General features: G+C 64.6%; 27 protein-coding genes. 10 read left to right on the top strand and 17 right to left on the bottom strand.

The annotated features are described in order from the left end of the window. Nucleotides 1-61: 61 nt before the first annotated feature. From tilS to FQU74_RS11065, 9 genes are all read right to left on the bottom strand, one after another. Complete coding sequence (gene tilS / locus FQU74_RS11105; protein WP_146286530.1) at nt 62-1,330, bottom strand: tRNA lysidine(34) synthetase TilS; 1,269 nt, start codon at nt 1,328-1,330, stop codon at nt 62-64. Beyond that, nucleotides 1,327-2,154, bottom strand: a complete 828-nt coding sequence (gene ybgF, locus FQU74_RS11100; protein ID WP_146286529.1) for a tol-pal system protein YbgF — start codon at nt 2,152-2,154, stop codon at nt 1,327-1,329. The genes tilS and ybgF overlap by 4 nt, the downstream gene beginning before the upstream one ends. A 4-nt stretch (nt 2,155-2,158) precedes the next feature. Then, nucleotides 2,159-2,683, bottom strand: coding sequence for a peptidoglycan-associated lipoprotein Pal (gene pal, locus FQU74_RS11095; protein WP_146286528.1), 525 nt, complete (start codon nt 2,681-2,683; stop codon nt 2,159-2,161). 105 nt (nt 2,684-2,788) lie between these two features. Next, on the bottom strand, nt 2,789-4,117 hold the full coding sequence (gene tolB, locus FQU74_RS11090) for a Tol-Pal system beta propeller repeat protein TolB (protein ID WP_146286527.1): 1,329 nt from the start codon (nt 4,115-4,117) through the stop codon (nt 2,789-2,791). Between the two features lie 127 nt (nt 4,118-4,244). Then, nucleotides 4,245-5,435: a cell envelope biogenesis protein TolA gene (locus tag FQU74_RS11085; protein ID WP_308423075.1), complete on the bottom strand. Its 1,191-nt coding sequence runs from the start codon at nt 5,433-5,435 to the stop codon at nt 4,245-4,247. Between the two features lie 9 nt (nt 5,436-5,444). Beyond that, nucleotides 5,445-5,945 carry a protein TolR gene (gene tolR, locus FQU74_RS11080; protein ID WP_146286526.1) on the bottom strand — a complete coding sequence of 167 codons (501 nt, stop codon included), beginning with the start codon at nt 5,943-5,945 and terminating at the stop codon, nt 5,445-5,447. Between the two features lie 3 nt (nt 5,946-5,948). Next, nucleotides 5,949-6,644, bottom strand: coding sequence for a protein TolQ (gene tolQ, locus FQU74_RS11075; RefSeq protein ID WP_146286525.1), 696 nt, complete (start codon nt 6,642-6,644; stop codon nt 5,949-5,951). 149 nt (nt 6,645-6,793) lie between these two features. Beyond that, nucleotides 6,794-7,183: a tol-pal system-associated acyl-CoA thioesterase gene (ybgC, locus tag FQU74_RS11070; protein WP_146286524.1), complete on the bottom strand. Its 390-nt coding sequence runs from the start codon at nt 7,181-7,183 to the stop codon at nt 6,794-6,796. A 2-nt stretch (nt 7,184-7,185) separates the two neighbouring features. Beyond that, entirely contained in the window at nt 7,186-7,812 is a 627-nt protein-coding gene (locus FQU74_RS11065; protein WP_146286523.1) for a hypothetical protein, read from the bottom strand. A gap of 77 nt (nt 7,813-7,889) precedes the next feature. On the opposite strand from FQU74_RS11065, the gene FQU74_RS11060 reads away from it, so the two are divergent. Further along, nucleotides 7,890-8,327 (top strand): RbsD/FucU family protein, encoded by a 438-nt coding sequence (locus FQU74_RS11060; RefSeq protein WP_146286522.1) that lies wholly within the window; start codon nt 7,890-7,892, stop codon nt 8,325-8,327. 46 nt (nt 8,328-8,373) lie between these two features. On the opposite strand, the gene FQU74_RS11055 is transcribed toward FQU74_RS11060, so the two are convergent. From FQU74_RS11055 to fsa, 4 genes are all read right to left on the bottom strand, one after another. Next, the gene (locus FQU74_RS11055; RefSeq protein WP_146286521.1) at nt 8,374-9,075 is read right to left on the bottom strand and encodes a CDP-alcohol phosphatidyltransferase family protein; all 702 of its coding nucleotides are present in this window, start codon (nt 9,073-9,075) and stop codon (nt 8,374-8,376) included. Between the two features lie 59 nt (nt 9,076-9,134). Beyond that, entirely contained in the window at nt 9,135-10,067 is a 933-nt protein-coding gene (locus FQU74_RS11050) for a tyrosine recombinase XerC (protein ID WP_146286520.1), read from the bottom strand. Nucleotides 10,068-10,091: 24 nt separating this feature from the next. Further along, entirely contained in the window at nt 10,092-10,793 is a 702-nt protein-coding gene (locus FQU74_RS11045; RefSeq protein ID WP_146286519.1) for a DUF484 family protein, read from the bottom strand. 127 nt (nt 10,794-10,920) lie between these two features. Further along, complete coding sequence (gene fsa / locus FQU74_RS11040) at nt 10,921-11,574, bottom strand: fructose-6-phosphate aldolase (protein ID WP_146286518.1); 654 nt, start codon at nt 11,572-11,574, stop codon at nt 10,921-10,923. 81 nt (nt 11,575-11,655) lie between these two features. Here fsa and FQU74_RS11035 point away from each other — a divergent pair, with 81 nt between their 5' ends. The 5 genes from FQU74_RS11035 (at nt 11,656) to FQU74_RS11015 (ending at nt 17,512) form a co-directional block, all read left to right on the top strand. Beyond that, entirely contained in the window at nt 11,656-13,857 is a 2,202-nt protein-coding gene (locus FQU74_RS11035; RefSeq protein ID WP_146286652.1) for a primosomal protein N', read from the top strand. Between the two features lie 240 nt (nt 13,858-14,097). Further along, nucleotides 14,098-15,348: an MFS transporter gene (locus FQU74_RS11030; protein ID WP_146286517.1), complete on the top strand. Its 1,251-nt coding sequence runs from the start codon at nt 14,098-14,100 to the stop codon at nt 15,346-15,348. A 96-nt stretch (nt 15,349-15,444) separates the two neighbouring features. Beyond that, nucleotides 15,445-16,077 carry a peptide-methionine (S)-S-oxide reductase MsrA gene (gene msrA / locus FQU74_RS11025; RefSeq protein ID WP_146286651.1) on the top strand — a complete coding sequence of 211 codons (633 nt, stop codon included), beginning with the start codon at nt 15,445-15,447 and terminating at the stop codon, nt 16,075-16,077. A 90-nt stretch (nt 16,078-16,167) separates the two neighbouring features. After that, nucleotides 16,168-17,040, top strand: coding sequence for a 50S ribosomal protein L11 methyltransferase (locus FQU74_RS11020; protein ID WP_146286516.1), 873 nt, complete (start codon nt 16,168-16,170; stop codon nt 17,038-17,040). 130 nt (nt 17,041-17,170) lie between these two features. After that, the gene (locus FQU74_RS11015) at nt 17,171-17,512 is read left to right on the top strand and encodes a hypothetical protein (protein ID WP_146286515.1); all 342 of its coding nucleotides are present in this window, start codon (nt 17,171-17,173) and stop codon (nt 17,510-17,512) included. 87 nt (nt 17,513-17,599) lie between these two features. Here FQU74_RS11015 and FQU74_RS11010 read toward each other — a convergent pair whose 3' ends face one another. Next, the gene (locus FQU74_RS11010; protein WP_146286514.1) at nt 17,600-17,809 is read right to left on the bottom strand and encodes a DUF1127 domain-containing protein; all 210 of its coding nucleotides are present in this window, start codon (nt 17,807-17,809) and stop codon (nt 17,600-17,602) included. A 323-nt stretch (nt 17,810-18,132) separates the two neighbouring features. On the opposite strand from FQU74_RS11010, the gene ruvC reads away from it, so the two are divergent. From ruvC to ruvB, 4 genes are read left to right on the top strand one after another with little or no spacing between them, the layout of a single operon-like run. Further along, nucleotides 18,133-18,645, top strand: a complete 513-nt coding sequence (gene ruvC, locus FQU74_RS11005; protein WP_146286513.1) for a crossover junction endodeoxyribonuclease RuvC — start codon at nt 18,133-18,135, stop codon at nt 18,643-18,645. Continuing rightward, on the top strand, nt 18,642-19,313 hold the full coding sequence (ruvA, locus tag FQU74_RS11000) for a Holliday junction branch migration protein RuvA (protein ID WP_146286512.1): 672 nt from the start codon (nt 18,642-18,644) through the stop codon (nt 19,311-19,313). Before ruvC ends, ruvA begins: the two co-directional genes overlap by 4 nt. 43 nt (nt 19,314-19,356) lie before the next feature. Further along, nucleotides 19,357-20,274 (top strand): zinc metalloprotease HtpX, encoded by a 918-nt coding sequence (htpX, locus tag FQU74_RS10995; RefSeq protein ID WP_146286511.1) that lies wholly within the window; start codon nt 19,357-19,359, stop codon nt 20,272-20,274. A 44-nt stretch (nt 20,275-20,318) separates the two neighbouring features. Beyond that, the gene (gene ruvB, locus FQU74_RS10990) at nt 20,319-21,347 is read left to right on the top strand and encodes a Holliday junction branch migration DNA helicase RuvB (RefSeq protein ID WP_146286510.1); all 1,029 of its coding nucleotides are present in this window, start codon (nt 20,319-20,321) and stop codon (nt 21,345-21,347) included. Here ruvB and FQU74_RS10985 read toward each other — a convergent pair. The 3 genes from FQU74_RS10985 to ileS all read right to left on the bottom strand — a co-directional run bounded on the left by FQU74_RS10985 (nt 21,344) and on the right by ileS (nt 25,736). Then, nucleotides 21,344-22,180, bottom strand: a complete 837-nt coding sequence (locus FQU74_RS10985) for a DMT family transporter (RefSeq protein ID WP_146286509.1) — start codon at nt 22,178-22,180, stop codon at nt 21,344-21,346. The genes ruvB and FQU74_RS10985 overlap by 4 nt on opposite strands. A gap of 82 nt (nt 22,181-22,262) precedes the next feature. Beyond that, on the bottom strand, nt 22,263-22,709 hold the full coding sequence (locus FQU74_RS10980) for a methylated-DNA--[protein]-cysteine S-methyltransferase (protein WP_146286508.1): 447 nt from the start codon (nt 22,707-22,709) through the stop codon (nt 22,263-22,265). 81 nt (nt 22,710-22,790) lie between these two features. Further along, nucleotides 22,791-25,736 carry an isoleucine--tRNA ligase gene (gene ileS, locus FQU74_RS10975; protein WP_146286507.1) on the bottom strand — a complete coding sequence of 982 codons (2,946 nt, stop codon included), beginning with the start codon at nt 25,734-25,736 and terminating at the stop codon, nt 22,791-22,793. Nucleotides 25,737-25,940: the final 204 nt, after the last annotated feature.

Genomic DNA, 25,940 nt, shown 5'->3' with positions numbered 1-25,940 from the left:
TGCAGGTGCGTCAGGCGGACCTGCGCGATATAGCCCTAAAATAGACATCTGGCGCGGGGGTTCAATGCGCCAATATGAACATTCCGAAATCAGGGCAGAGTTGCGCGCACCAATCGCCCGGCAAACCGGCCAAAGGTGCCGCGATCAGCGTGCCGGACTGCCAGACGGCGGGGCTGACGATCAGCGCTTCGCGCGACCCATGGTCGCGCCAGTCGGGGCATTGGCGCAGCCCCTCAGCCCCAAGCGCTGCGATGGTCAAGCCTGGCTCTGCCGGCCCGCTTACCTGCCACCGATGATCCCAGATCTGCCCAAGAGGCACCGGCCCCATGGCCGCACGCGGCTCGCGGCTGGCGGCAATCTGTCCCTTCGTCTGGCGGAACCGCACACCGCCCAGCGTGGCGTCCCTGCCGGACAGCAAGCCCGAGATCAGGCGCGCCAGATCGGCCTCACGCGGCGGGTAGCTGGTTCCGCCGATCCAGCGCTGGACCGAGATCAGCAGTCGGCGGCGCAGCTCGACCGGGGCCTCTGCAAAGGCGTCAGGCGAGAAGGAAAGCGCACCTGCACCTTGAGTGACATGCCCGACGGACCAGTCATGCACCGCCCCCACGATGACCTGACGTGCCATCGCCAGATGGCTTGCGGCCGCCGCGATGTCGTCAGCATGAAGCCCCAGTGGAGCAAGACAGCGCAGCGCCTTGCGCGCCCGAACGCGGGCAAAGCGGTCATTCTCGTTTGACGGATCATCCACCCAGGCCACACCCGCGCCGCGCAGATAGTCGCGCAAAGCCTCGCGCCCCTGCCCAAGCAATGGGCGGTGCCAGTGGATATCAACTTCGATCCATTCCGGGCGCAGCCCGGCAAGCCCGTCAATCCCGCTGCGGCGGGCAAGCATCATGAGGAATGTCTCGGCCTGATCGTCGGCGGTATGGCCCAGAAACACATGGCCGATCCCCTGCGCCTGCGCCCAGTGCGCGATCAGGTCCCGGCGCGCCTGCCGTGCCTGATCCATCAGGTTTCCGGTCGGGGCTGGTCCCTGCCATCGCCGCACGGCATGGGCAATGCCCAACCCTTCGCAGAATTGCGCCACCATCCGCGCCTCGTCGGCACTTTCGGGGCGCAGACCGTGATCGATCGTCACGGCATGAACCCGCGCGCCCGTCTCTGGCGCAAGCTGCGCTACAAGGTGCAGCAGCGCCATCGAGTCACCACCGCCTGAAACCGCAACCCCGATGTCAAAAGGCGCGGGACTAGTGCCCCGCGCCTTTTGCAAAGATTGCGCGACATCGAAAAGAAGGCGGGCGGTGCCCCCCTTCGCCGGCGTCCGCGTCATTGGCAGCCCAGCGTGGCGAGCCTTCCCTGCGCCTCGACCGAGGCGGCGCTGGCCGGGAAGCGCACGCCAACCTCTTGCAGCGTCACGCAGGCCTCTTGTGTCTGGCCCAGATCGGCCAGCGCGCCGCCAAGGCGCACAAGCGCGTCGCCCGCCATCGTCCCGTCAGGCCGGCCCGAGAACGCGTCCAGATAAGACCGCGCCGCATTGGCCGTCTCACCCATCTGCTTGAGCGCATCACCTCGAAGGATCTGCGCCTCCTGCATCAGGGGGCTGCCCGGGTAGGCTTGCGTAAAGGCTTCAAACTCTTGCGCGGCGGCTCGAAAGTCACCCTGACCGAGCACCCCCTTGGCCCGGTCAAAGCTCTCTTGTTCGCCGACGGCAAGCTCGGCACCCCCAGAGGTCGGGGCAGCAGGGGACGGGATCGGCGATGCCACGGCCGGGGCCGAGCTCTCTCCACCCAGCGGGGGCGTTGGCGGCAGGGCGCCGATATCTCCGCCTTCAAGTTCGGTCACGCGGAATTCGAGGTCCCCGATCCGGTTGGTGCCGTCGGTCACGACGCGGTTCACCTTCAGCTCGACCTGTTCGGTCTGTGCCGTCAGCCGGATCAGCGCCTGCTCGATGGAATCCAGACGCTCCAGCGCCGAGCCGCCAGCCGCACCGCTTTGCACGGCGCCACTGGTCATCAACTCGTTCTTCAGCGCGTTGAACTCACCGTTCAGCGAGGCAAGCTCGGTCTTGATATCGGCCAGCGTCTGCGCCCGGTCCTGCGCGAAGGCAAGTCCGGGTACCAGCACCAGCGTCAGCGCAAGAAGGCGCAAGCGCATCAGATCAGGCCCCCGCGCCCATCGACAGCACCGTCACGGCGCGACGGTTCTTGGCAAAGCAGGCTTCCTGCGCGCAAACCTCGATCGGGCGTTCCTTGCCGTAGGAGACCGTACGCATCCGGTTGGCCGACACGCCTTGCGAGATCAGGAAGTTCTGCACCGCAGATGCACGGCGCGCGCCAAGAGCAAGGTTGTACTCACGGGTGCCCTGTTCGTCGGCATGGCCTTCGATGATGATGGCATAGTCGGCGTTCTGCTGCAGCCACTGGGCCTGACGGGTCAGGATTCCACGGGCCTCGTCGCTCAGCGTCGACTGGTCGACGAGGAAGAATACCCGGTCACCCAGCGTTTGCTGGAAGTAGGCAACCGAGGTCGGGTCGCTTGCGCTGCCCAGACCCGTGCCGTTCACGCCACCGGCCCCAACACCGCCCGCACCGCCGGCGCCACCCGCGCCGTAACGATCAGGGTTCTTGCACGCCGCAAGGCCGAGCGCGGCCACGATCAGCAGGGCTTTGGTCATATACGCCATGTCTTGTTCCTTCCTTGTCCGGCTCGACAGCCCTGCAAACGGGCCATGTTCGGGATCATCATTATCAGCTTTGCGCCGCCGGGGGAATCGGCGGCGCGGCGATTGTCAGGGCAGCAGCGGCGACCATGCAGGGTCGGAGGCGGCGGTTTCGGTCTGCACCGGGCGCAACACCCGGCCCGAGGTATCCACGGTCCAGAGTTGCGGCGAACCCTCGCCCGGGGGCTGGCGGGTGAACATGATCACCCGGCCATTCGGCGCCCAGGTCGGGCCCTCGTCGAGGTAGGACGAGGTCAGAAGCTTTTCTTCGGTCCCATCCGTCAGCATGACGCCGATGTGGAACCGGCCCTGGTTCTGCTTGGTGAAGGCGATATAGTCGCCGCGCGGGCTCCAGACCGGGGTGCCGTAGCGCCCGGCCCCGCCAGAGATGCGGCGCGGCTCGCCGCCCGAGGCAGACATGATATAGATCTGCTGCCCACCGGAGCGGTCGCTTTCAAAGACAATCTCGGACCCATCGGGGCTGAACGAGGGCGCGGTCTCGATCGAGGGAGCATTCGTCAGCTGAGTCAGGCCGCCCGAGCCGATGTCGAGCAGATAGATGTCCGAGTTGCCGCCGCGTTCGAGGCTGAACACAACCTTGCGGCCATCGGGCGAGAAACGCGGCGCAAAGGTCATGGTGCCCGGTTGTTCGCCCAGCGAGCGGATCTGCAGGCTGTTCACATCCATCAGATAGATCTGCGGGAAGCCTGAGGAATACGAGGTAAACAGGATGCGGTCGCCCGTGGGCGAGAACCGCGGCGCCAGCACGATCGACGAGCTGTCGGTCAGGTAGTTCACATTGGCGCCATCATAATCCATCACGGCCAGACGCTTCTGCCGCTGGTTCTTGGGCCCGCTTTCGGCCACGAAGACCACGCGGCTGTCAAAATAGCCGCCCTCGCCGGTGATGCGGCTGTAGACGGCATCCGCCACCTTGTGCGCCACGCGGCGCCAGCTGCCCTGATCGCCCGCGAACTGCATGCATTCGCCCAGCGTGCCATTGGCAAACACGTCATGCAGGCAGAACTTCACGGCCACCTGACCGCCGCCCGCCTGAACCGCACCGGTGATCAGCGCCTGCGCGTTGATTGCCTGCCAATCCGGGTACGATACGGCCGCGTCGAAAGAGCTCACCTGCTGGATATAGGCGTTCTGCGGGATCTGCTCGAACAGCCCGGTACCGATCAGGTCACCGGCAACCACTGCACTGATCTCTGCCGCCAGACCGCCGGCGCCCCCCTCGTCAACAAAGGTCGGAAGTGCAAAGGGCATCGGCTCGATGACCGGGGTGCCCAGCGTGATCGTCAGCCGCGCCTCGGCGGGCGTGGACACCAGCGCCCCTGCGCCGATGGTCGCCGCGGCAACTGCGGCGGTGAAGATGTGACGGAGTCGGCTCATCAGACCCTCTTATCCTGTTCCTACGGCCAGACGACGCCAGCCCGTTTCTGTCTCTATGCCGCAGCCGACCGGAAGGGGCCAGCCCACGCGGGCGAATTCCACTGCACGGGCAAAATATGTGCCCGCATTACAACCCCACCCTGCCCTTGTCGAAGATAAGCTCCAGCTCGCGCCAGGTTTCATACTTGTCGTCAGGAAGCGGGAAGCCCTGTGCCCCGCAGCGCAGGATTGCGCGTCGGGCCGCCTCGAACGCCTGCCGGGTCGCCGCGTCAGAGCCGTTGGTGCCCGCGAGCGTGATCGAGGCGCTGACCGGTTTCTTGTCTTGCCCAACGGTCACGTTGACCGAAATCGTTGTCCGCTGCGCCTCGGTCGACAAGGCGCCCACGTTCCAGCAGCGTTCCACCGCGACACGCAGCGCGTCGGTTTCCCCCGCCGTCATCGGCGGGCCGTTGGCGGCAATCGAGCCTGCGGGCGCTGACGAGGTGCTCTCGGACGGGGCGGAGCTGGCCGCCTCGGCCGCGATTGCCGCCGCCACGGCATCATCCACGGCCTGCGTATCGGTCTCGGGCTCGGCCGGGGTCTCGGCGGACGCCTCTGCCGGGGCTTCCGCCACGGTCTCGGCCGGGGCTTCCTCGGCAGGTTCGGCGGTGCGGACCGGCTGACGCGGGCGCGACTTCGGGCGCTTGGAGCTGGTGGGGGCCAGCGTCGGCGCCTCCTCGACCTCTTCCGCCTCGGTCACGATCTCGGTCGCAGCCTCCGGCGGGGCGGTCGCCTCTTGCGTCTCGGTCTCGGTCGCCTGCTCGGGCGTCGGCGCATCGGTCACGCGCTCTTGTACCTCTTCGGCTTCAACCACGTCCTCGGGCGGGGCCTCGGTCGGGGTCTGGGCCACCCGCAGCGACGGGCGCGGACGCGGCGGACGCGACGAGGGCGGCGCGGGAACGGGCTGCTCGACCTCGGCCGGGGGGGCGATGGGTTCAGGCACGTCCTCGGGCTGGGGCACAACTTCTTCGGGTAGCGTCTCATCCACCGGGGCGGGCTCAGGCTCGGCCTCCGGCTGAGGGGGCTGCGGGCGCGGACGCGGCGGCGTGCTGACGGCGGGGGCCTCGGTCGCCGTCTCGCTGGGCGGCGGCTCTGCAGGCTCGCCCGCACCAGCCATCATCGCGTTGAATTCGGCCTCGGACACCATGGAGACTTCGGTGACCGCCATTTCCGGCGGAGCGGGTGGGCTGAACAGGAAATCTCCGAACAGAATCCAGAGGATCAGGACGAAATGCCCTGCCCCGGAAACCACGAAGCTTCTGTCCATGTCGCGGAACATGGGCGATCCTCAGCCCTCGTTCGGCGCCGCAGAGGCGCCGCCGGTCGCGCCGCCCATCAGCGGGCCATTGCTATCGGTCACAAGACCGATGTTGCGGAAGCCATTGCCGTTCAGGGCCCCCATGACCTGGGCAACCCGTTCATAAGGAACCGTGCCATCGGCGCGCAGGAACACCTTGTCCGAGGCACGCTCGGCCGCGATCGCCTGCAGCTTGGGGATCAGCTCTTCCTCGGCGACCTCAGTGTTCATGATGAACAGCTTGCCATCGGCAGCAATGGTGATCGCCAGAGGCTCTTCCTGTTCCGTCGGAAGGCTTGCGGCGGCGGTTTCCGGCAGCTCCACCGGCACGCCCACGGTCAGCATGGGCGCGGCGACCATGAAGATGATCAGCAACACAAGCATCACGTCCACGAAGGGCGTGATGTTGATGTCGGACATCGAGGCCGAAGAGCCGCGACGCCGCCCGCGACGCCCGCCTCCGCCCGATTTCTTGACGACCCCGGCACCCATCGCTCAGGCGTCCAGCTGGCGTGAAAGGATCGTGGCGAATTCGTCTGCGAAGGCTTCATAGCCGCCCAGAATGCGTTCGCTGTCGGCGTTCAGCTTGTTGTAGAAGACCACCGCCGGAATAGCGGCAACAAGGCCGATGCCCGTCGCCATCAGCGCCTCGGCGATCCCCGGCGCCACGGTGGCAAGGTCGGTGTTCTTGGTCGCGGCAATTTCGGTAAAGGCATGCATGATCCCGAACACCGTGCCGAAAAGCCCGATGAACGGCGCGGTTGAACCCACGGTTGCCAGGAACGACAGGCCGGAATTCAGCGACTCGCTTTCGCGCGCGATCGCCACATCCATGGCGCGATCGATCCGCGACTGCGCCCCGGCGATCAGCCCGCCGTCCGACCGGTGACTGCGCCGCCATTCGATCATGCCGGCGGCAAAGATCTTTTCGCTCTGCCCCTCGGGCGTCGGACCGATCTTTTCAAACAGCTCGTCCAGCGGCTCACCTGACCAGAAAGCGCGGTCGAAGGTATCCGCCTCGGCGCGTGCCTCGCGATACATCATGTGTTTGCGAATGATGATCGCCCACGACCAGAAGGACATGACCAGAAGCCCGATCATCACCAGTTTGACGGTAAAGGTCGCGCGAAGGAAAAGCGCGAGCATGGAGAAATCGATCTCCTGCGCCGCCGCAAGGGTTTCGGTGTTCATTACGCCTGCTCTTTATCATCAAGGCCGCTGTCGGGCCCGTTATTACCAGTGATTCTATCGCGATTTGAGGGGGAATGCCAACACATCCTCGTCAGATAGCCACATTCCGCCGAGATCGCCGATCGCGATGCCGCATTGCAGCAACAGGATCAGCCGCTCAGAAGGGTCCGCAGATCCTCGGGAAGACGCGCGGCGCGACCGTCGGTGCCAACGCAGACCAGCGTTACCACGGCCGCAAAGAGTTTTTCGTCACCACGCAGAACCGCCTGATCCAGCTCGATCCGGGCACCGCCGAGCCCGCGCAGGGTGGTGGTCACCTCCAGCAGGTCGTCGTACAGCGCCGGACGCAGGAAATCGACCTCCATCCGCCGCACAACGATGATCAGCCCGCGTTCTTCGCGCAGTCGCTTTTGGTCAAGACCCAATGCACGCACCCACTCCGACCGGGCCCGCTCGGCGAATTTCAGGTAGTTGGCGTGATAGACGATGCCCCCGGCATCGGTATCCTCGTAATAGACGCGAACGGGATGGCGGTGCATCGCTATTCCCCCATCTGGGCTATGCGAGCAGCGATGCGCAAGGCGTGGGTCGCATCACGCGCAACGTCAGGCATCACAGGATCATAGGCGGCGCGGATCACCGCCCCGATCTCGGGCCGCAGGATCACCGTATCCCCAGCCAAAGCCAGAGGCGAAGTTTCGGCAAAGGCGCGGTCCGACCACAGCAGGATCATCTGCGCCGCCTGATTGAGCGCGAGCGTCTCGGCCGGAACCTCTGAAAGGCTTTCATCCATGCAGATGAAGACGAAACAGGCCTTGATCGCGCCGTTGGCATCAAAGCGAAAGGCGCGATACTGGTTCGCGCCCTCGGCCTTCAGGCGTGCGCAGAGCGGACCAAGATCAGGCACCAGCCGGTCGAGGTTCGGAACCTCGGGCAGTTCTGCCCAGTCCCGGAAAAAGAAGAGCATCAGGTTGGCGCCCAGCTCAGGGTCGGTTTCGGCCATGCGGTGCCCGGCCAGCATGACCACCGCCTCTACCGCACCCTTGACCACCGCCAGCGTCGCGTCATCGACGCCGAAGACGACCGGCACAATGGGCCGCCCCCACCGCGCAACGAGATAATCTCCCGACGCACGTGTGAACAACGCCTCGACTGCGGTTGCGTCCATCATCCACTCCTGCAAACCTGCGCGGGGATTAGTGTGTTTTGCCGCGACGCTCAACATGCCGCGAGAGGAGGATTGCAATGCTGAAGGGAATTGATCCACGGGTCACGCCGGACCTTATGGATGTGCTGATGCGGCTAGGGCATGGCGACGAGATTCTGGTGGTCGACAGCAATTACCCTGCCTTCTCTGTCCCGACACGCACGGGGCGAGTCGTTGACCTGTCTGGCGTGAATGTGGTCGAGGCCCTTGACCTGATTACCCGGCTGATGCCGCTGGACGGCTTTACCGACTATGGCGCCCTGTGGATGGAGCGGGATGGCGCCGGCGACACGCCTGATCCGGTGCATGTCGAGGCACTGGCGGTGATCACCGCCGCCCTGCCCGAAGGCGCACAGGTCAGATCGATTGAACGGCAGGCCTTCTACGCCCATGCGGCAAAGACTTTCGCAGTGGTTCGCACCACCGAGAACCGGCCTTTCGGCTGCTTCATCCTGCGCATGGGAGTAGTGTTCTGACTGCACCATCCGGGGGCGGCCACCGCCCCCGGCACCCCAGCCACGCTCAGGCGTCGCTGGCCCGCTCAGGGATCCCTTCCTGGACGATGCCGGCGAAGGTCAGGTAGAGCGAGGTGACGACCAGCCCCCAATGCGCCCAGCTTGCCGGATGGAAATCAACCCAGGCCGCCCACCCCGCAAAGAATGTCCAGGCCAGCGACATGGGAAGCGTGATCGCCTTCCAGCGCTGTGTGCGGGTCGGGTGCACGAACTTGAGGTTGGTGAACATCGCGATGGTCAGCGCGATGACACAGACAAGGATTACGCCTTCTCCGGGTTTCAGCGCGAACATCACCAGGATGAACATGTTCCAGCAGGCCGGAAAGCCCGCAAAGGACCAGTCCTTAGTCTTCATCCGGGTGTCGCAGAAATAGATGACCGAGCCATAGGTGATCACGATGATCGCGGTCCAGCCAGTCCAGCCCGGCAGCAGCCCCGACTGAAACAGCGCGAACGCCGGGATGAATACATAGGTCAGATAGTCGATGATCAGATCGAGCAGCACACCGTCATAGGTGGGCCAGTTGTGCTTGACGTCATACTTGCGCGCCAGCGGACCATCGAGCCCATCCACGAAAAGCGCGACGACCAGCCACAGGAACATCATGTCCCATCGCTCCTGCACCGCCTCCAGCATGGCGAGCATGGCGAGCACAGCTCCGGTGGCCGTGAAAAGATGAACGAACAGGGCTTTGAGACGTATCGACATTTGGACCATTTCACCGATCAACGGCTGAAAAGCAACATCTACCCGCGCATCTCGGCGCTTCAGCCCGCCGCGCGCGGGTGGGCGCGGGCATAGACCTCCATCAGGCGGGCGGCGTCGACGGCTGTGTAGGCCTGGGTGGTCGAAAGCGAGGCATGGCCCAGCAACTCCTGAATCGACCGCAAGTCACCTCCGGCCCCCAGAAGATGCGTCGCAAAGCTGTGGCGCAGGGCATGTGGCGTTGCAGTCGCGGGCAGACCCAGCCGGTTGCGCGTCCGCTCCATCGCGGCCGCGATGATGCGCGGGTTCAGCGCGCCACCGCGCGCGCCCCGGAAGAGCGCGCCGTCGGACGCAAGATCAAAGGGGCACAGCGCAACATAGCGCGCCACGGCCTCACGCGCGACAGGAAGCGCGGGCACAAGCCGCTCTTTCCCGCCCTTGCCGCGAATGCGCAGCACTTCGGGCAGCGGATGGTCGGCCCCTGTCAGGCCAAGCGCCTCGGATATCCGCAGACCGCACCCATAGAGCAGCGTCACCACAGCTGTATCACGTGCTGCGATCCAGGGCTCGCGCGCGTCGTCGCCCACGCTGTCGAGCACATCTGCAGCACCCTCCACCGTAAGCGGGCGGGGCAGCTTTTTCTGAAAGCGCGGGGCACGGGCCGAAAGGACCGCCGTCGCATCGCCCCCCTGCCGATCCGAGAGCCAGGCGGTAAACCCCTTGACTGCCGACAGCGCCCGCGCCACCGACCGGGGCTGCACGCCGCGCGCCCGTTCATGCGCCATCCATGCGCGCAGATCGGACACAGGCACCTCGGCCAATGCGCGCAACCCTTCGGTTCCACCGCGATGGTTTGACAGAAAGGCCAGCCATCCGCGCACGTCGGTTGCATAGGCGTCGATCGTCTTCTGCGCCCGCCCGTCCAGTGCCCGCAGATGCGAGAGCCATTCCGCCAGCGCCGCGCGCGCGGCCGGAGAAATCGCCAGATCGCTCATGCAAAAACGCTCATGCCAGATCGCTTACGAAAGCCAGCGCCGCATGGTGCGTTCGAACACCCCGGCGAAGAAAGACAAAAGATCGGTGCCATGCGTGGGCTTGAAATGCCAAGGATCGGTCGACCCCATCGCCAGCAGCCCCGGCAAGCGCCCCTGCCCGAAATCGAGCCGCATCAGTGCCTCGGAGCGGATTGCGTCAGCCTCGCCGAACACCAGGACCGACGGGGCGATGGTCTGGCGCAGCGTCACCTGCCGCAGGCTGATGTTGCGACCGCCGCTGATGTATTCCGCGATGAACCCCGGCTCGGCCACACACAGCACCTCACCCAGCCGGCGCAACGCGGGATCGGCCGCCCCTTGCACCGACTCCAGCACAAGGCGGATACTGTCCACCCGCAGGGTCTGCGCCACCTCGCCCGAAAGGCTGGTCAGGAAATCCTCAAACCCCAGCGGATCCAGCATCTGCAGGATCGCGCGATGCACCTGATTGGTGCCGGCGAGATTTTCATAGGCGGCCGCAATCACCGTGCGGTGGGTATCCTCCAGCCGCTCCAGCCGGGTTTCCAACCGCTCCATCGCGATTCCGCGCAGGTCGATGACATTCTCGCCGATCATCCTGTCGTTGGCCGAGATAAGCGCGCGCATCAGGTCGCTGTCCTCGAGGATCATCTCGGGCTTCTCAAGGATGCGGTCGCGCAGGTCCGGCTCGATTTTGCTCTGGCCCATTGAACTCCGGCCCATTGTTGATTGTTGACGCAGAGTAGCAGGCAAACCAGCCAAATGTCGCGCAGAAATGCCGCAATGAAAAAGCGGCCCGCGGATTTCCGCAGGCCGCCTGAAAGGATTTGCCGGATCAGACGATCTTCTGGCCGGTCTTTGCCCAGTCCTTCATGAACTGATCAAGCCCCTTGTCGGTCAGCGGGTGGCTGGCCAGCGCCTTGATCACGGCGGGCGGCGCAGTCATGACGTCGGCCCCAACCAGCGCGCATTGGGTGACGTGGTTGGCCGAGCGGATCGAGGCGGCGAGGATCTGCGTGTCGAAGCCGTAGTTGTCATAGACCTGACGGATGTCGGAGATCAGGTCCATGCCATCGAGGTTGATGTCATCCAGACGGCCCACGAAGGGCGAGATGAAGGTCGCGCCAGCCTTGGCCGCGATCAGCGCCTGATTGACGCTGAAGCACAGCGTCACGTTGACCATCTTGCCCTCGCCCGACAGCACCTTGCAGGTCTTGAGGCCGTCCCAGGTCAGCGGCACCTTCACGGTGATGTTGGGCGCGATCTCGGCCAGCTTGCGGCCTTCGGCGATCATCTCGTCAGCGGTCAGGGCCACGACCTCGGCCGAGACGGGGCCCGAAACGATCGAACAGATCTCTTTCGTCACCTCAAGAATGTCGCGGCCCGATTTCAGAATCAGCGACGGGTTGGTGGTGACGCCATCGACCATGCCGAGATCATTGAGTTCGGCAATGGCGGCCACATCGGCGGTATCGACGAAGAATTTCATCGTGCGGGTCCTCTTGGGGTTGCGGGCGCTCTCGGGGCCGTATTAGCCCAAAGGGGCGGCAGGGGAAAGAGAGGCGTGACGGTGGAGCGGGTCTTTGCAGAGGGCGAACGGGTCGGCGTGCTGCTGACCGAACCCTTGGGGCGCGCTCTGACGGGCGTGCTGGACTATCGCGCGCCCGAAGGCGGCTGCGGCACCGGCGACTTTGTGGAAGTGCCGCTCGGACCGCGCCGGATGCTGGGCGTGGTCTGGGGTCCGGGGGATGGCAGCTTTGACGAAAACCGTCTGCGCAGCGTGACCCGCGTTCTTGATGCCCGCCCGATGCGGGCCGAGTTGCGCCAGTTCCTGACACGGGCCGCCGACTATACGATGACGCCCCTGCCCGCGATGCTGCGCCTTGCCACCCGCGCGCCGGGACTGGGAGAGCCGCCGGGCCAGCGCCGGGTCTACCGGCTGTCGGGTCCGGTGCCGAACCGGTTGACCGATGCGCGGCTGCGCGTGATCGAGGCGCTGCGCGGCTTTGGTGGCGCGGCGGTGACGCTGGGCGAGTTGACGGACGCGGCCGACTGTTCGGCCTCGGTGGTCAAGGGGCTTGTCACCGCTGGCGTGCTGGCCGAGGTCGAGGCCCCGCGCGATCTGCCCTACCCGGATCTGACGCCCACCGGCAGCACGACCCTGCTGGGCGATCAGGTCACGGCGGCGCAGGCGCTGGTGAAGGCGGTCGCCCAGGGTGGGTATGGCACGACGCTTCTGAAAGGCGTGACCGGATCGGGCAAGACCGAGGTCTATCTTGAGGCCGTCGCCGAATGCTTGCGGAACGGGCGCCAAGCCCTTGTCCTGCTTCCTGAAATCGCGCTGACGGCAGAGTTCCTGACCCGCGTCGAGGCCCGCTTCGGCGCGCGCCCTGCGGAATGGCATTCGGGCGCGACACAGACCGAACGTCGCCGCCTGTGGAAGATGGTCTCCGAGGGTCGCGCTCAGATGGTCGTCGGCGCGCGCTCGGCGCTGTTCCTGCCGTTCCAGCAGCTTGGCCTGATCGTCGTCGACGAGGAGCACGACACCTCTTACAAGCAAGAGGAAGGGGCCTTTTACAACGCCCGCGACATGGCAGTCTTGCGCGCGTCGATCTGCGGGGCGCAGGTGGTGCTGGCCTCGGCCACGCCCAGCCTTGAAAGCTGGGTCAATGCCGATCAGGGGCGGTATACGCGGCTCGATCTGGGTGCGCGCTACGGCAGCGCCGAACTGCCCGAGATGCGCGCCATCGACATGCGCGCCGAGCGCCTTGCCAGCAATCGCTGGATCTCTGATCCGCTCGCCGCGGCTGTGCAGGCGCGACAGGCGGCAGGTGAGCAGTCGCTTCTGTTCCTGAACCGCCGGGGCTATGCGCCTGTCACGCTCTGCCGGGCCTGCGGCGAACAGGTGGGCTGCGATGCCTGCGACGCGCGGATGGTCGAACACCGTTTCCTTGGCCGTCTGGTCTGTCACCAATGCGGCGCGACAAAACCTGTGCCGGTCGCCTGCCCATCCTGCGGGGTGGAAGGGCGCATGGCCCCGGTCGGCCCCGGCGTGGAGCGGCTAGCAGAAGAGGTGGCTGAACGCTTCCCCGAGGCGCGGCTGGCGATCCTGTCGTCAGACCTTTTCGGTTCGGCCCGCGCCTTGAAGGAACGCATCGAAGAGATCGCGGCAGGCGGGGCCGACATCATCATCGGCACCCAGATCGTCGCCAAGGGGCACAACTTCCCGCTGCTGACACTGGTCGGCGTCATCGACGCCGATCTGGGCCTGCAAGGCAGCGACATGCGCGCGGCCGAGCGCACCTTTCAGCTGATGCGGCAGGTCGCCGGGCGTGCGGGGCGCACCGGCGAACGGCGGGGGCTTGCCCTTTTGCAGACCTGCCAGCCAGAGCATCCGGTCATCCGCTCTATCCTCGGCGGCGACGAAGAGGCGTTCTGGAAGGCCGAGGCCGCCGAACGCCGCGCCGCTGGCGTGCCGCCCTTTGGCCGGATGGCCGGGATCATCCTTTCAGGCCCCGATGTGGCGCAGGTCTTTGACTATGGCGCGGAGCTTGCCCGCCGCGACGGCCCGTTGCGCCGGGTGGGCGCCATGCTGTACGGCCCGGCCCCCGCTCCGATCGCACGCATCCGGGGCCGACATCGCGTGCGGCTGCTGATCAAGGCCGACCGGCAGACCACGCTACAGCCCGCGATTGCCGAGTGGCTGGGTCAGCTGCGCCCGCCTGCGAACCTGCGTGTCGCGGTCGACATCGATCCGCAGAGCTTTTTCTGACTTCGGAGCCGGAATTGGGGGGCTGTCTGCCCCCCAAAGGCCTTCGGCCTTTCCCCCCGAGGATATTTGCGAAAGGAAAGAGCCTGCACGCACATCCCGCCTGCTTTCCTTTTCCAAATATCCTCAGGGGGTGAGGCGCGGCACGCGCCGAGGGGGCGCGAGCGCCCCCTTCCCGGCCGAATTGTTCCCGCAACAATTCCGCTCTCGCCCCTCGCCCGGTCCGGGCGTAGAACCTTGCGCATGTTCACGCGCACACTTCCCATTGCCGAGGCCCGGCATCTGCCCCGCTGGCGTCAGCCCACCACGCTGCTGTTCCTGATGGCGGTGGCGATGCCGCTGGCCTTTGCCACCTGGTCGGCGCTTCTGAACAACTTTGTCATCGAGGCAGCGGGGTTTACCGGCGTCGAGATCGGTTGGCTGCATACGGTGCGCGAGATCCCCGGCTTGCTGGCTGTGGGTGTTCTGCTTTTCCTTCTGGTCATCCGCGAGCAGGTCATGGCGGGCCTTATGCTTATCCTGCTGGGCAGCGCGACGGCGGTTACGGCCTGGTTCCCGACATTTGGCGGCATCCTGATCGTGACGTTCATCTCGTCGGTCGGGTTTCACTACTACGAAAGCTGCAACCAGTCGCTGCAACTCCAATGGCTGGCCAAGACCGATGCGCCCAGGATTCTTGGAAAACTGGTGGCGGCGGGGTCAATTGCCTCGCTGGTGGCCTATGGGTTGATCGTGCTCTTCTGGAAGACCTTCGATCTTTCGTTCAACTTTGTCTTCATGGCCTCGGGCGGGCTTTGCGTGCTGATCGCGATCTTTGCACTGCTCGCCTTTCCGCAGTTTGAGGCTGAACACAAACAGCGCAAGTCCATCGTCCTGCGCCGGCGCTACTGGCTTTATTACCTGTTCGAAATGCTGAACGGCGCGCGCCGGCAGATCTTCGTCGTCTTTGCGGCCTTCATGATGGTGGAACACTACGGCTACGCCGTGCATCAAGTGACGGCGCTGATGCTGATCACATTCGTCGCCAATATGGTGACGGCGCCAGCCATTGGCCGGTTTGTCGCGCGCTTTGGCGAGCAGAAAGCCATGCTGATCGAGTTCACAGGACTTTTCTTCGTCTTTGTGGGCTATGGCTGCCTGTTCTGGTTTGCCCTGCCCGGATGGGTCGCGGCAGCGCTCTATGTCGCGAACAACATCTTTTTCGCCATCAGTTTTTCGCACAAGACCTACTTCCAGAAGATCGCCGATCCGACCGATATGGCGACATCGGCCGCCGTTTCCTTCACGATCAACCACATCGCGGCGGTCTTCCTGCCGGCGGGCTTGGGCTACATCTGGGCCACGTCGCCGGACTATGTCTTCATCCTGGCTGCGGGCATCGCCTTTGCGCAAATCCTGCTGGCGCTTCTGGTGCCGCGCAACCCAAGCGCGGGCAACGAGACCCGCCTGCGCGAGATGCGGGGCCCCGGCCCTATCCTGACACCGGCCGAGTGATCCGGGGCCGAGTGATCTGGCGCTCTGACGGGCGCGCCCTATATTCAGAACTCAATAAAGGAGGCGCGCGTGTTCGGCTTTTTCTCAACTGACAAGATGCGGATGGTTTCGCCCGAGGATGCCCTGCCCGGCCGGGCAGAACCGATGCCGGTGACCGAGCCGCATTTCATCTCTGGGCTCGACCTCAAGTCCCCCGTCCCTGCGGGGTTTGCCGAGGCAATGTTCGGCATGGGGTGCTTCTGGGGCGTCGAACGCAAGTTCTGGCAGCACAAGGGCGTCTGGCTGACCATGGTGGGCTATGCGGGCGGCTACACGCCCAACCCCACCTACAAGGAGACCTGCACCCAGCTGACCGGGCATAATGAGGTGGTACGGGTGATCTATGACCCGTCGCTGGTGTCATATGAAGAACTTCTGAAGCTCTTCTGGGAGAATCACGACCCGACGCAGGGCATGCGGCAGGGCAACGACGTGGGATCAACCTACCGCTCGGGCATCTATACCTATAGCCCCGAACAGCAATCGGCCGCCGAGGCGTCGAAAGCGGCCTATCAGGCGGCGCTGACGTCCGCCGGGCGCGGGACGATCACAACCGAAATCCTGCCCGTCCCGACCTTCTACTTCGCCGAAGACTATCATCAGCAGTATCTGGCGAAGAACCCCAACGGCTATTGCGGGATCGGCGGCACCGGCGTCACCTGCCCCATCGGTCTGGGCGTACGCGCCTGACGTTCGGGTTGACCGCCGCTTGACCGCCGCTTGACCGCCGCGCGCGCGAGGGCTATCGCGGCAGGTAACCCCACGCCGAGGAGCTCTGCGATGCCAACCTATTCCGCCCTGACCACCCTGATGGGGGAAGATGCCGCGCAGGCCCTGGCGGATGCGGTCGAAAAGATGGACCCGGCGCCGGTGGGCGTCGGCGTCTTTGAGATCGAGGATGATTCCGGCCTTTGGGAGGTCGGCGCCTATTTCGTTGAAAAGCCCAATGAGGTGATCCTCGACGTTCTGGCACTGGCGTTTGAGGCCAAGCCCTTTGCGATGTCGGAACTGCCCGAGATCGACTGGGTCGCCCATGTCCGCCGCGAACTGGCGCCAGTCGAGGCCGGGCGCTTCTTCGTCTATGGCAGCCATGACGCCGACAAGGTGCCCGAGGGCCGCATCGCCCTGCAGATCGAGGCGACGGTCGCCTTCGGTACGGGCCATCATGGAACCACGCTGGGCTGCCTGCGGGCCTTCGATCGACTTTTCGAGGCGGGCGTCCGCCCCGCAAAGGTCGCCGATATCGGTTGCGGCACAGCGGTGCTTGCGCTGGCGGCGGCATCGGTGCTGCCCGATGCGCTGATCCTCGCCTCTGATATCGACCGCGTCGCCGTGGATGTGGCCGAGGCGAATGTGGCCATCAACGGGCTGGAAGGTCGGGTCGCATGCCTTGAGGCTGCGGGCTTTGATCACCCACGGATTGCCGCGGCCGCCCCGTTCGATCTGGTTTTCGCCAATATCCTTAAGGGGCCGCTGATCGAACTGGCCCCGCCAATGGCTGACCATGTTGCGCCGGGTGGGCGGGCGATTCTCTCGGGTCTTCTCGTCGTGCAGGCCGAGGCGGTCACCGACGCCTATCTTGCCGCAGGATTCTCGCTGGATGCACGCGAAGACATTGGTGAATGGTCGACTCTGGTCATGCTAAGGGCCTGAAATACGGCCGAAACAAGACCATCGCCACATTATTGCCATATTTCAGCCTTACCTGTTTACGCAAGGGCTCCCTTTGTGTTGGGTGCCCGATTGTTCAGGCCATTTGGCCGTATCGATTGGGTTGGTTGACATGTCACAAGATAATCTCTCGGAATTTTATGATCGCGTCGCCCGGCTGGAGAATGCTCGCAGCCGTGGTTTGGGTTTTGAGGCGAATGGAACGCTGGGTCGGTCGCACTACTACCGCCCTGTCCGTCGTCGCCTGCGCCTTGTCGCGCCGCTGATGATCGTCATCTTCGGCTTCATGGCAGTAAAAGTCGCCCTGCATTATCAGGTCGGCGACAGCCTCTATCAGGAACGCGTGGAGCATATGCTCAGCGGCCAGGGACTTGAATGGCTGGGGGGCGTGTTCATGCAGGCTGACCCGATCACGGTCTGGTTCTCGGAACAGGTGCAGCGTCTGGTCGGCTGACCGGATCATCACAAAAGCAGAAAGGCCGCATCCAACTGGAGGCGGCCTTCGGCATGTTCGGGATATCCCGATATGGCAGAGATTCGATTACCCCTTGGTGCCGATGCGGTAGATGTCACCACGGCAAAGACCGATATCGTCCAGTTCACGGTCCGACAGTTTTTCCAGGGCCGCACGGGTGACGCGTGCGTCATTCCATTCGGAAACTGCGGCAAAGATCGTCCCGACGAACTGGACGACGCGGTAGGTGGTGATGGCGCCAAACGGCGCGGTGCGGCTCGTTTCATAAGCGGCCATGATGTGTTCCTCGTTTCAAAACTGCTTAGACAGAAGGCATTTCTGTCTGGTGAGCGTTAGATAGTCGGGCAGAAGATGAACGGCAACGCACGCCATCGCATTGCGCAGTTGCAGAAAACGCATGGCTCGCAGGCTAGAAAACAACGGGTTTGCAAGTTTTCTGCACATGCACGGCGGGCAGGTGTCGCCAATTCCGCGCAATGCGTCGGAATCGGGGGGGCGGGGCGGGGGCAACGTCCGAATTGGATTTCCGCTTGGCCGATGTTCTTGCTTCGTGCTAGTTTCGCACAAAACTAGAACATCCAGGCACGGGCAGGAACAAGATGCGGGTGATAGGAATCGATCCGGGGTTGCGCAACCTTGGCTGGGGCGTGATCGCGGTCAATGGTGCCCGTATTACGCATGTCGCCAACGGGATCTGCCATTCCGACGCCGGCGACGGCAATCTGGCCCGGCGCCTTTGCAGCCTGCACACCCAATTGACCGAGGTATTTCGCGAGCACCTGCCAGAAACGGCAGCCGTTGAGCATACCTTCGTCAACAAGGACGCGGTCGCCACGCTGAAGCTGGGGCAAGCCCGTGGTATCGCGCTATTGGTGCCCGCCCAGTTTGGGCTGGAGGTCGGGGAGTATGCGCCGAACGCGGTGAAAAAGACCGTGGTGGGCGTGGGCCATGCCGCCAAGGTGCAGATTGACCACATGGTGCGCCTGCATCTGCCGGGGGTTCGGATAGCAGGCCCCGATGCGGCCGATGCCCTTGCGGTTGCGATATGTCATGCGCATCACTGTCAATCGAGCGGTCGGTTGCAGGCTGCGTTGCAAAGGGCGGCGGAATGATTGGCAAGATTTCCGGACGGATCGACTATCGCGCGGCGGACCATGTTCTGATCGACGTGCGCGGTGTGGGCTACATTGTTCATGTCAGCGACCGCACCCTTGCCGCCCTGCCCGGCGTTGGAGAGGCCTGCGCGCTTTACACCGAACTCGTGGTGCGCGAGGACCTGCTGCAGCTCTATGGATTTCCGACCCTGCTGGAAAAGGAATGGCACCGCTTGCTGACGACTGTGCAGGGCGTAGGCGCCAAGGCCGCGATGTCGATCCTCGGCGCGCTTGGGGCCGAAGGGGCGGGCCGGGCGATCACGCTGGGTGATGCACGCGCGATACAGGCGGCCCCCGGCATCGGCCCCAAGATCGCGCAGCGCGTGGTGATGGAGCTGAAAGCGAAAGCGCCCGCCGTCATGGCGATGGGGGGCAGCCTGATGGCCGAACCCGCGCTGGACGCGGTGATCGAGACGCCCGCGGCGTCGAAGGCCACCCCGCGCAAGACCGCCCCGACGGCCGCGCGCGCCAATCACAGCGCAGATGCGCTGTCGGCGCTGTTGAACCTGGGCTATTCGCAATCCGATGCGGCACAGGCGGTGGCCACCATCGCAGGCGAGGCGCCCGAGGCAGAGACGCCAGAATTGATCCGCCGGGCGCTGAAACTGCTGATGCCGAAGGGTTGAGCCTGCGCTATCCTCTGCCCATATCCACCGGCGGAGGTGTGGCATGAGCGGATATTTCAAGACAGCCCTGCTGATGGCTGCGATGACCGGCCTGTTCATGGCGGTGGGTGGCTTGATAGGCGGATCGAACGGCGCGCTGATCGCATTGGTCATCGCCGCCGTGATGAACCTGATGACGTGGTGGAACAGCGACCGCGCGGTTCTGTCCATGACCGGCGCGCGGCTGGTCAGCGAGGCGACAGCACCCGAATATGTGAGGCTGGTCTACCGGCTTGCTGATGGTGCGGGCATGCCCCGGCCTGCGGTCTATGTGATCGACAGCGATCAACCGAACGCCTTTGCAACCGGCAGGAACCCGGCGAATGCGGCGGTGGCGGCCTCGACCGGCCTCCTCCAACGTCTGACGCCCGAGGAAATCGCGGGCGTCATGGCGCATGAGCTGGCACATATCCGCAACCATGACACGCTGATCATGACGATCACTGCCACCATGGCGGGCGCTATCGGTATGCTGGGGAACTTTGCCTTTTTCTTTGGCGGCCGAAACCGTGAAGGCGGCGTGCTGGGCACGCTTCTGGTGATGATCTTCGCCCCGATGGCCGCGGCGATCGTGCAGATGGCGATCTCGCGCAGCCGAGAATACGAGGCCGACCGTATGGGCGCAGAGATCTGCGGTCAGCCGCTGTGGCTTGCCTCGGCACTGCGCAAGATCGACCATTTCGCCAAGGGTATCGACAATCGGCAGGCCGAGGCCAATCCGGCGCTGGCCCATATGTTCATCATCAACCCGCTGCACGCCCATCGTCGGGATGCGCTGTTTTCGACCCACCCCGCGACCGAGAACCGCATCGCAGCCCTTGTCGCCATGGCAGGGCAAGACATGCCGCAGCCGGGTCTGTCGGAAAACGATCGATCCGTCGCCCGATCCTCTATCCCCCGGTCAGGTCGTCGGCTGCGCTGATCCCTGCCCTTGCCAAACGGCCCGCGTTCGGGGATTGTTCCGCCATGACGCAATCCGAACCCGCCCTTCGCCCCGAACGCCTGCCGGAAGATACCGACCGCGCGCTGCGCCCGCAGGCGCTATCGGATTTTGTCGGACAGGCCGAGGCACGGGCCAATCTGCGCATCTTCATCGAAAGCGCCCGGATGCGGGGCGAGGCGATGGATCACACGCTGTTCCATGGCCCTCCCGGTCTGGGAAAGACGACGCTCGCGCAGATCATGGCGCGGGAACTGGGCGTCGGGTTCCGCATGACCTCCGGCCCGGTTCTGGCAAAGCCTGGCGATCTGGCGGCGATCCTGACCAATCTTGAACCACGCGATGTGCTTTTCATCGACGAGATCCACCGCCTGTCCCCCGTCGTGGAAGAGGTGCTTTATCCGGCGATGGAGGATTTCGCCCTGGATCTGGTGATCGGGGAAGGCCCGGCCGCGCGCACTGTGCGGATTGACCTGCAGCCCTTTACTCTGGTGGGCGCCACAACCCGGCTTGGCCTGCTGACGACACCGTTGCGGGACCGTTTCGGGATTCCGACGAGGCTTCAGTTCTACACCGAGGATGAGCTTGACCATATCGTGACCCGCGGCGCCCGCCTTCTGGGGATCGATCCCCTGCCCGATGGCACGCGCGAGATTGCGCGCCGCGCCCGTGGCACGCCACGTATCGCCGGGCGACTGCTGCGCCGCGTCGTCGATTTCGTCACGGTTGAGGGCGACGGTCGGCTTACCCGCGAAATTGCCGACCGCGCGCTGACCCGCATGGGGGTCGATAACCTCGGTCTTGATGGAGCTGACCGGCGCTACATGCTGCTCTTGGCCGAGAACTATGGCGGCGGGCCGGTGGGGGTGGAAACCATTGCCGCAGCCCTGTCGGAAAGCCGTGACGCGATTGAGGAGGTGATCGAGCCCTACCTTCTGCAGCAGGGATTGATCCAGCGCACGCCGCGCGGACGGATGCTGGCCGCAAAAGCCTGGCGCCATATCGGGATCGACCCGCCCTCGGCCCCGGCGCAAGGCGGGCTGTTCGACCTTTAAAGCCGCGTCACGATGATGCCGACCACGATCAGTCCCGATGCGATGGCCTTGTCGCGGGTCATCCTTTCGCCAAAGACGAGCCAGCCGATCAGCACGGCAAACAGGATCGAGGTCTCGCGCAGCGCCGCCACCACCGCGATCGGCGCGACCGTCATCGCCCAGATCGAGATGGCATAGGCGCCGTAAGAGGCGAGCGAGGCAAAGCTGCCAACCACCCAGACCTTTGGCTGCATCGGCACCACGCCCCACCCGCGCCACATCAGGCTGCCGATGGTGAAGATCAGCCCGTCTGCCACGAACACCCAGGCGACATAGGCAATCGCATCGCCCGACACACGCGCGCCCAACCCGTCCAGTAGCGTATAGGTCGCCGTCGCGGCAGCCGACCCAAGCGCGAAGGGGATGAGATGGCGGCTCTCGTTGTCGGTAAAGACCCCGCGCGCCATCAGCGCGATACCGCAGGCCAACAGCGCGATGCCGGCGTATTGCGGACCGGACACATCGTCAGCCAGAAACGCTGCCCCGATCAATGCCACGGCAAGGGGCGCGGCTCCGCGTGCCAACGGATAGACCCGGCTCAGATCGCCCCGATCATAGGCGAATACCAGAAAGGATTTGTAGAAAAAATGGGTGCATCCCGCAGCGATCACCCAGGGCCAGGCCTCGGTGTTCATCGCCGGGCGCGGCAGGGCGATGGCCAATCCGATTGGCACCTCGGCGACCGACAGGACCACCATGGCGCCAATGCGCGAGGTGCCGACCTTGATCAGCGCGTTCCACAGCGCATGCAGGAAGGCCGCGCCCAGAACCGCCAGAAGTATCCAGATGCTCAATCGCTGCCCCTGCCCGCCTTTGCCCAAGCGTTAGGCTTGGCCGGGCGTGACTGCAATCCCGTTTGCGACGGAAACCGGCGTTTCAGATCAATAGGCCTGCCGCACCTTCAAAGCGCAGCAGCGCGACCTTGGTCTCGACACCACCGGGCGCAGAGAAACCGCCCAGCGTATTGCGCCCAAGAACGCGGTGGCACGGGATCAGGATCGGCAGTGGATTGGCCCCGCAGGCCTGCCCCACGGCCTGCGGGGGCGCCCCGATCTGCCGCGCGATCTCGCCGTAGGTGCGCGTCTCACCCAAAGGGATAGCGGCCATTGCGTGTCGCACCTGGGCATGGATTCCCTGCCCCCAATCCAGCGGCAGATCAAACGCCGCGCGCTTGCCGTCAAAGTACTCGGCCAGTTGATGCAACCCCTCGGCCACCAGAGGCGAAGGCGCAACCCGACCCGGCGCCCAGTCGAGGGCGATCAGCACGCCATCTCGTTCACGCAGAGAAACCGGGCCGAAGGGGGTGTGCAAGGTTGCGTCCATGGAGGCCAACATCGCATGGGTGCCGCGCAAACGCAAAAGGGGCGCACCTCAGGCGCGCCCCTTTGCAAACTCTATACCGGCTCAGCCCAGTGCGTCGTTGCAGCGAGCGCAGGTGTGCGGGTGCTTGTGGCTGCCCACATCCGGCAGGATCTGCCAGCACCGCGCGCATTTCTCGCCCTCGGCGGTTTCGAAGACCACGGCCACACCCGGAACTTCCGGCAGGCGGAACGCCTCGTTCGGGGCCGGATCCGCCGTCACCTGAATGGCCGAGGTGATGCAGACCTGCGCGAAATCGACTGATTTCAGCGCCGCCAGCATTGCGGCGTCCTCCACATGCACCACCGGCGCGGCCTCGAGGCTGGCGCCGATCACCTTGGCGGTGCGCTGCACCTCAAGCGCGGCCGTCACCACGCGGCGGGCCTGACGGATCTGCGCCCATTTTGCCGCCAGTGGCTCATTCAGCCAGTCCTTCGGCGTGTCGGGCATGTCCTGCAGGTGGATCGACGAGCTATCGCCCGGGAAACGCTCCAGCCAGACCTCTTCCATGGTGAAGACGAGGATCGGTGCAAGCCATGCCGTCAGGCGGTGGAACAGGATGTCCAGCACCGTCCGCGCGGCGCGGCGGCGGGTCGAGTCGGGGCTGTCGCAGTAGAGAACATCCTTGCGGATGTCGAAGTAGACCGCCGACAGGTCGACCGTGCAGAAGGTGAAAAGCCGCTGGAACACGCCCTGGAAGTCATAGGCCGCATAGCCTTTGCGCACCTCGGTATCCAGTTCAGCGAGACGGTGCAGCACCCATTGCTCCAACTCGGGCATCTCTGCCACGGGCAGGCGCTCGGCCTCGGCAAAGCCTGCAAGGTTGCCGAGGATGTAGCGCATGGTATTGCGCAGCCGGCGATAGCTGTCGGCAACGCCCTTCAGGATTTCCTTCCCGATGCGCAGGTCCACGGTGTAGTCCGACAGCGCCACCCACAGGCGCAGGATATCGGCGCCGTATTCGTCAATCACCTGCTGCGGCGCCACGGTATTGCCGAGAGATTTGGACATCTTCATGCCCTTCTCATCCAGCGTGAAGCCGTGGGTCAGTACACCCCGATAGGGTGCACGGCCCTTGGTGCCGCAGGCCTGCAGAAGCGAGGAATGGAACCAGCCGCGGTGCTGGTCCGTGCCCTCAAGGTAGAGGTCAGCCAAGCCGTCCGCAGACCCGTCCGGCCGGTCCCGCAGCACGAAGGCGTGGGTCGAACCACTGTCGAACCACACATCGAGCACATCGAAGACCTGTTCATAATCTTGCGGATTCACGATGCCGGACAGCATCTTTTCCTTGAATCCTTGCACATACCAAACATCCGCGCCTTCAGCCTCAAAGGCGGCGAGGATGCGGGCATTCACCTCTGCATTGCGCAGCAGGAAGTCCGGGTCGGTGGGCTTGGCACCGCGTTTGGTAAAGCAGGTCAGCGGCACGCCCCATGCCCGCTGGCGCGACAGCACCCAGTCGGGCCGCGCCTCGATCATTGAATGCAAACGGTTGCGGCCAGAGACGGGCGTGAACTGCACCAGCTGGTTGATCGAGTTCAGAGCGCGGGTGCGGATCGTGTCGCCATAGGTGCCCATGCCATCATCGATCTTTCGGTCGATCGCGGCAAACCATTGCGGCGTGTTGCGGAAGATCAGAGGCGCCTTCGACCGCCAAGAATGCGGGTAGCTGTGCTTGAGCTTGCCCTTGGCAAAGAGCGCCCCCGCCCCGTGCATCGCCTTGATGTTCGAGACGTTGGCCGGGCCTTCCTTGCCCTCCGCCGTGATGATCGCCTGCCCGCCAAACAGCGGCAGGTCGGTGCGATAGCTGCCGTCCGCCTCGACGTTGTAGGTCATCGGCAGGCCGAACTTCAGGCCAAGCTGATAGTCGTCATCCCCGTGCGAGGGCGCGGTATGCACAAAGCCCGTGCCCGCATCATCGGTGACATGATCGCCCGGCAGCATGGGCACGTCAAAGTCCCACTCGCCGTTGCCGCCCTCGATCCCGCGATAGGGGTGGGCAAGGGTCATGGAATTGAGGGCATCTCCGTTGACCGGCCGTCCTTCATCCCAGCTCTCGATCTTCGCAGCCGCCTTTACGGTATCGGCGAGCTTCTCCGCAACGATGATGCGTTCGCCAACGTTTGCCAGCGAGCCATCAGCGACAGCCGTCACGGTGAAGACACTGTATTCGATGCCGTTACCATGACCATGAGCAACCGCACGGTTCTGCGGGATGGTCCAGGGAGTCGTTGTCCAGATCACTACCGATGAGCCTACAAGGGTGCCACCAGCCTCAGCAGCGAACGAGTCGACACCCACCGCAACAACCGGGAAACGCACCCAAACCATATGGCTCGTGTGGTCGTGATACTCCACCTCGGCCTCGGCCAGCGCGGTTTTCTCGACCGGCGACCACATGACGGGTTTGGAGCCCTGATAGAGCGTGCCGTTCATCAGGAACTTCATGAACTCGTCGGCGATCACCGCCTCGGCATGGTAGTCCATGGTCAGGTACGGGTCGGCCCAGTTGCCGGTAACGCCAAGGCGCTTGAACTCCTCGCGCTGGATGTCGATCCAGCCCTCGGCGAACTTGCGGCATTCCTGACGGAAGGCCACGACATCGACGTCGTCCTTGTTCAGCCCCTTGGCACGGTACTGCTCCTCGATCTTCCATTCGATCGGAAGGCCATGGCAGTCCCATCCGGGAACATAGCGCGCGTCATGGCCCAGCATCTGCTGACTACGCACGATGAAGTCCTTGAGGATCTTGTTCAGCGCGTGCCCGATATGCAGGTGCCCGTTCGCGTAGGGCGGGCCATCGTGGAGGGTAAAGGGCTTGCGCGTGCCGTCCTTGGCCTTCTCGCGCAGGCGATCATAGATGCCGATCTCATTCCAGCGGTTCAGCCAGCCCGGCTCGCGCTGCGGCAGGCCCGCGCGCATCGGGAATTCGGTTTCGGGCAGGAAGACAGGGTATTTCGGGTCGGCGGTTTCCAGCGTGTCGGCGCACATCGTAAAGGCGTCCTTCGGATATGTCGGGAGTAGGCGGCGTATCTGCGCCGCATAATGGATCGTAACCCGGCCGCTCGTCAGCGCGCCGGGCCGCTAATTCGATGGACGAATGCGCGACTGGTCATCATGGCTGCCTTATACGCAAGGCCCGCGTGCGGGTCCAGACGCCAGCGCCGGATTTGCACTGTCGACGGGGGCTGTCCG

This window comes from Gemmobacter aquaticus (assembly GCF_007859075.1).
Taxonomy (GTDB): domain Bacteria; phylum Pseudomonadota; class Alphaproteobacteria; order Rhodobacterales; family Rhodobacteraceae; genus Gemmobacter; species Gemmobacter aquaticus.
This window is presented reverse-complemented; position numbering and strand designations above follow the sequence as displayed.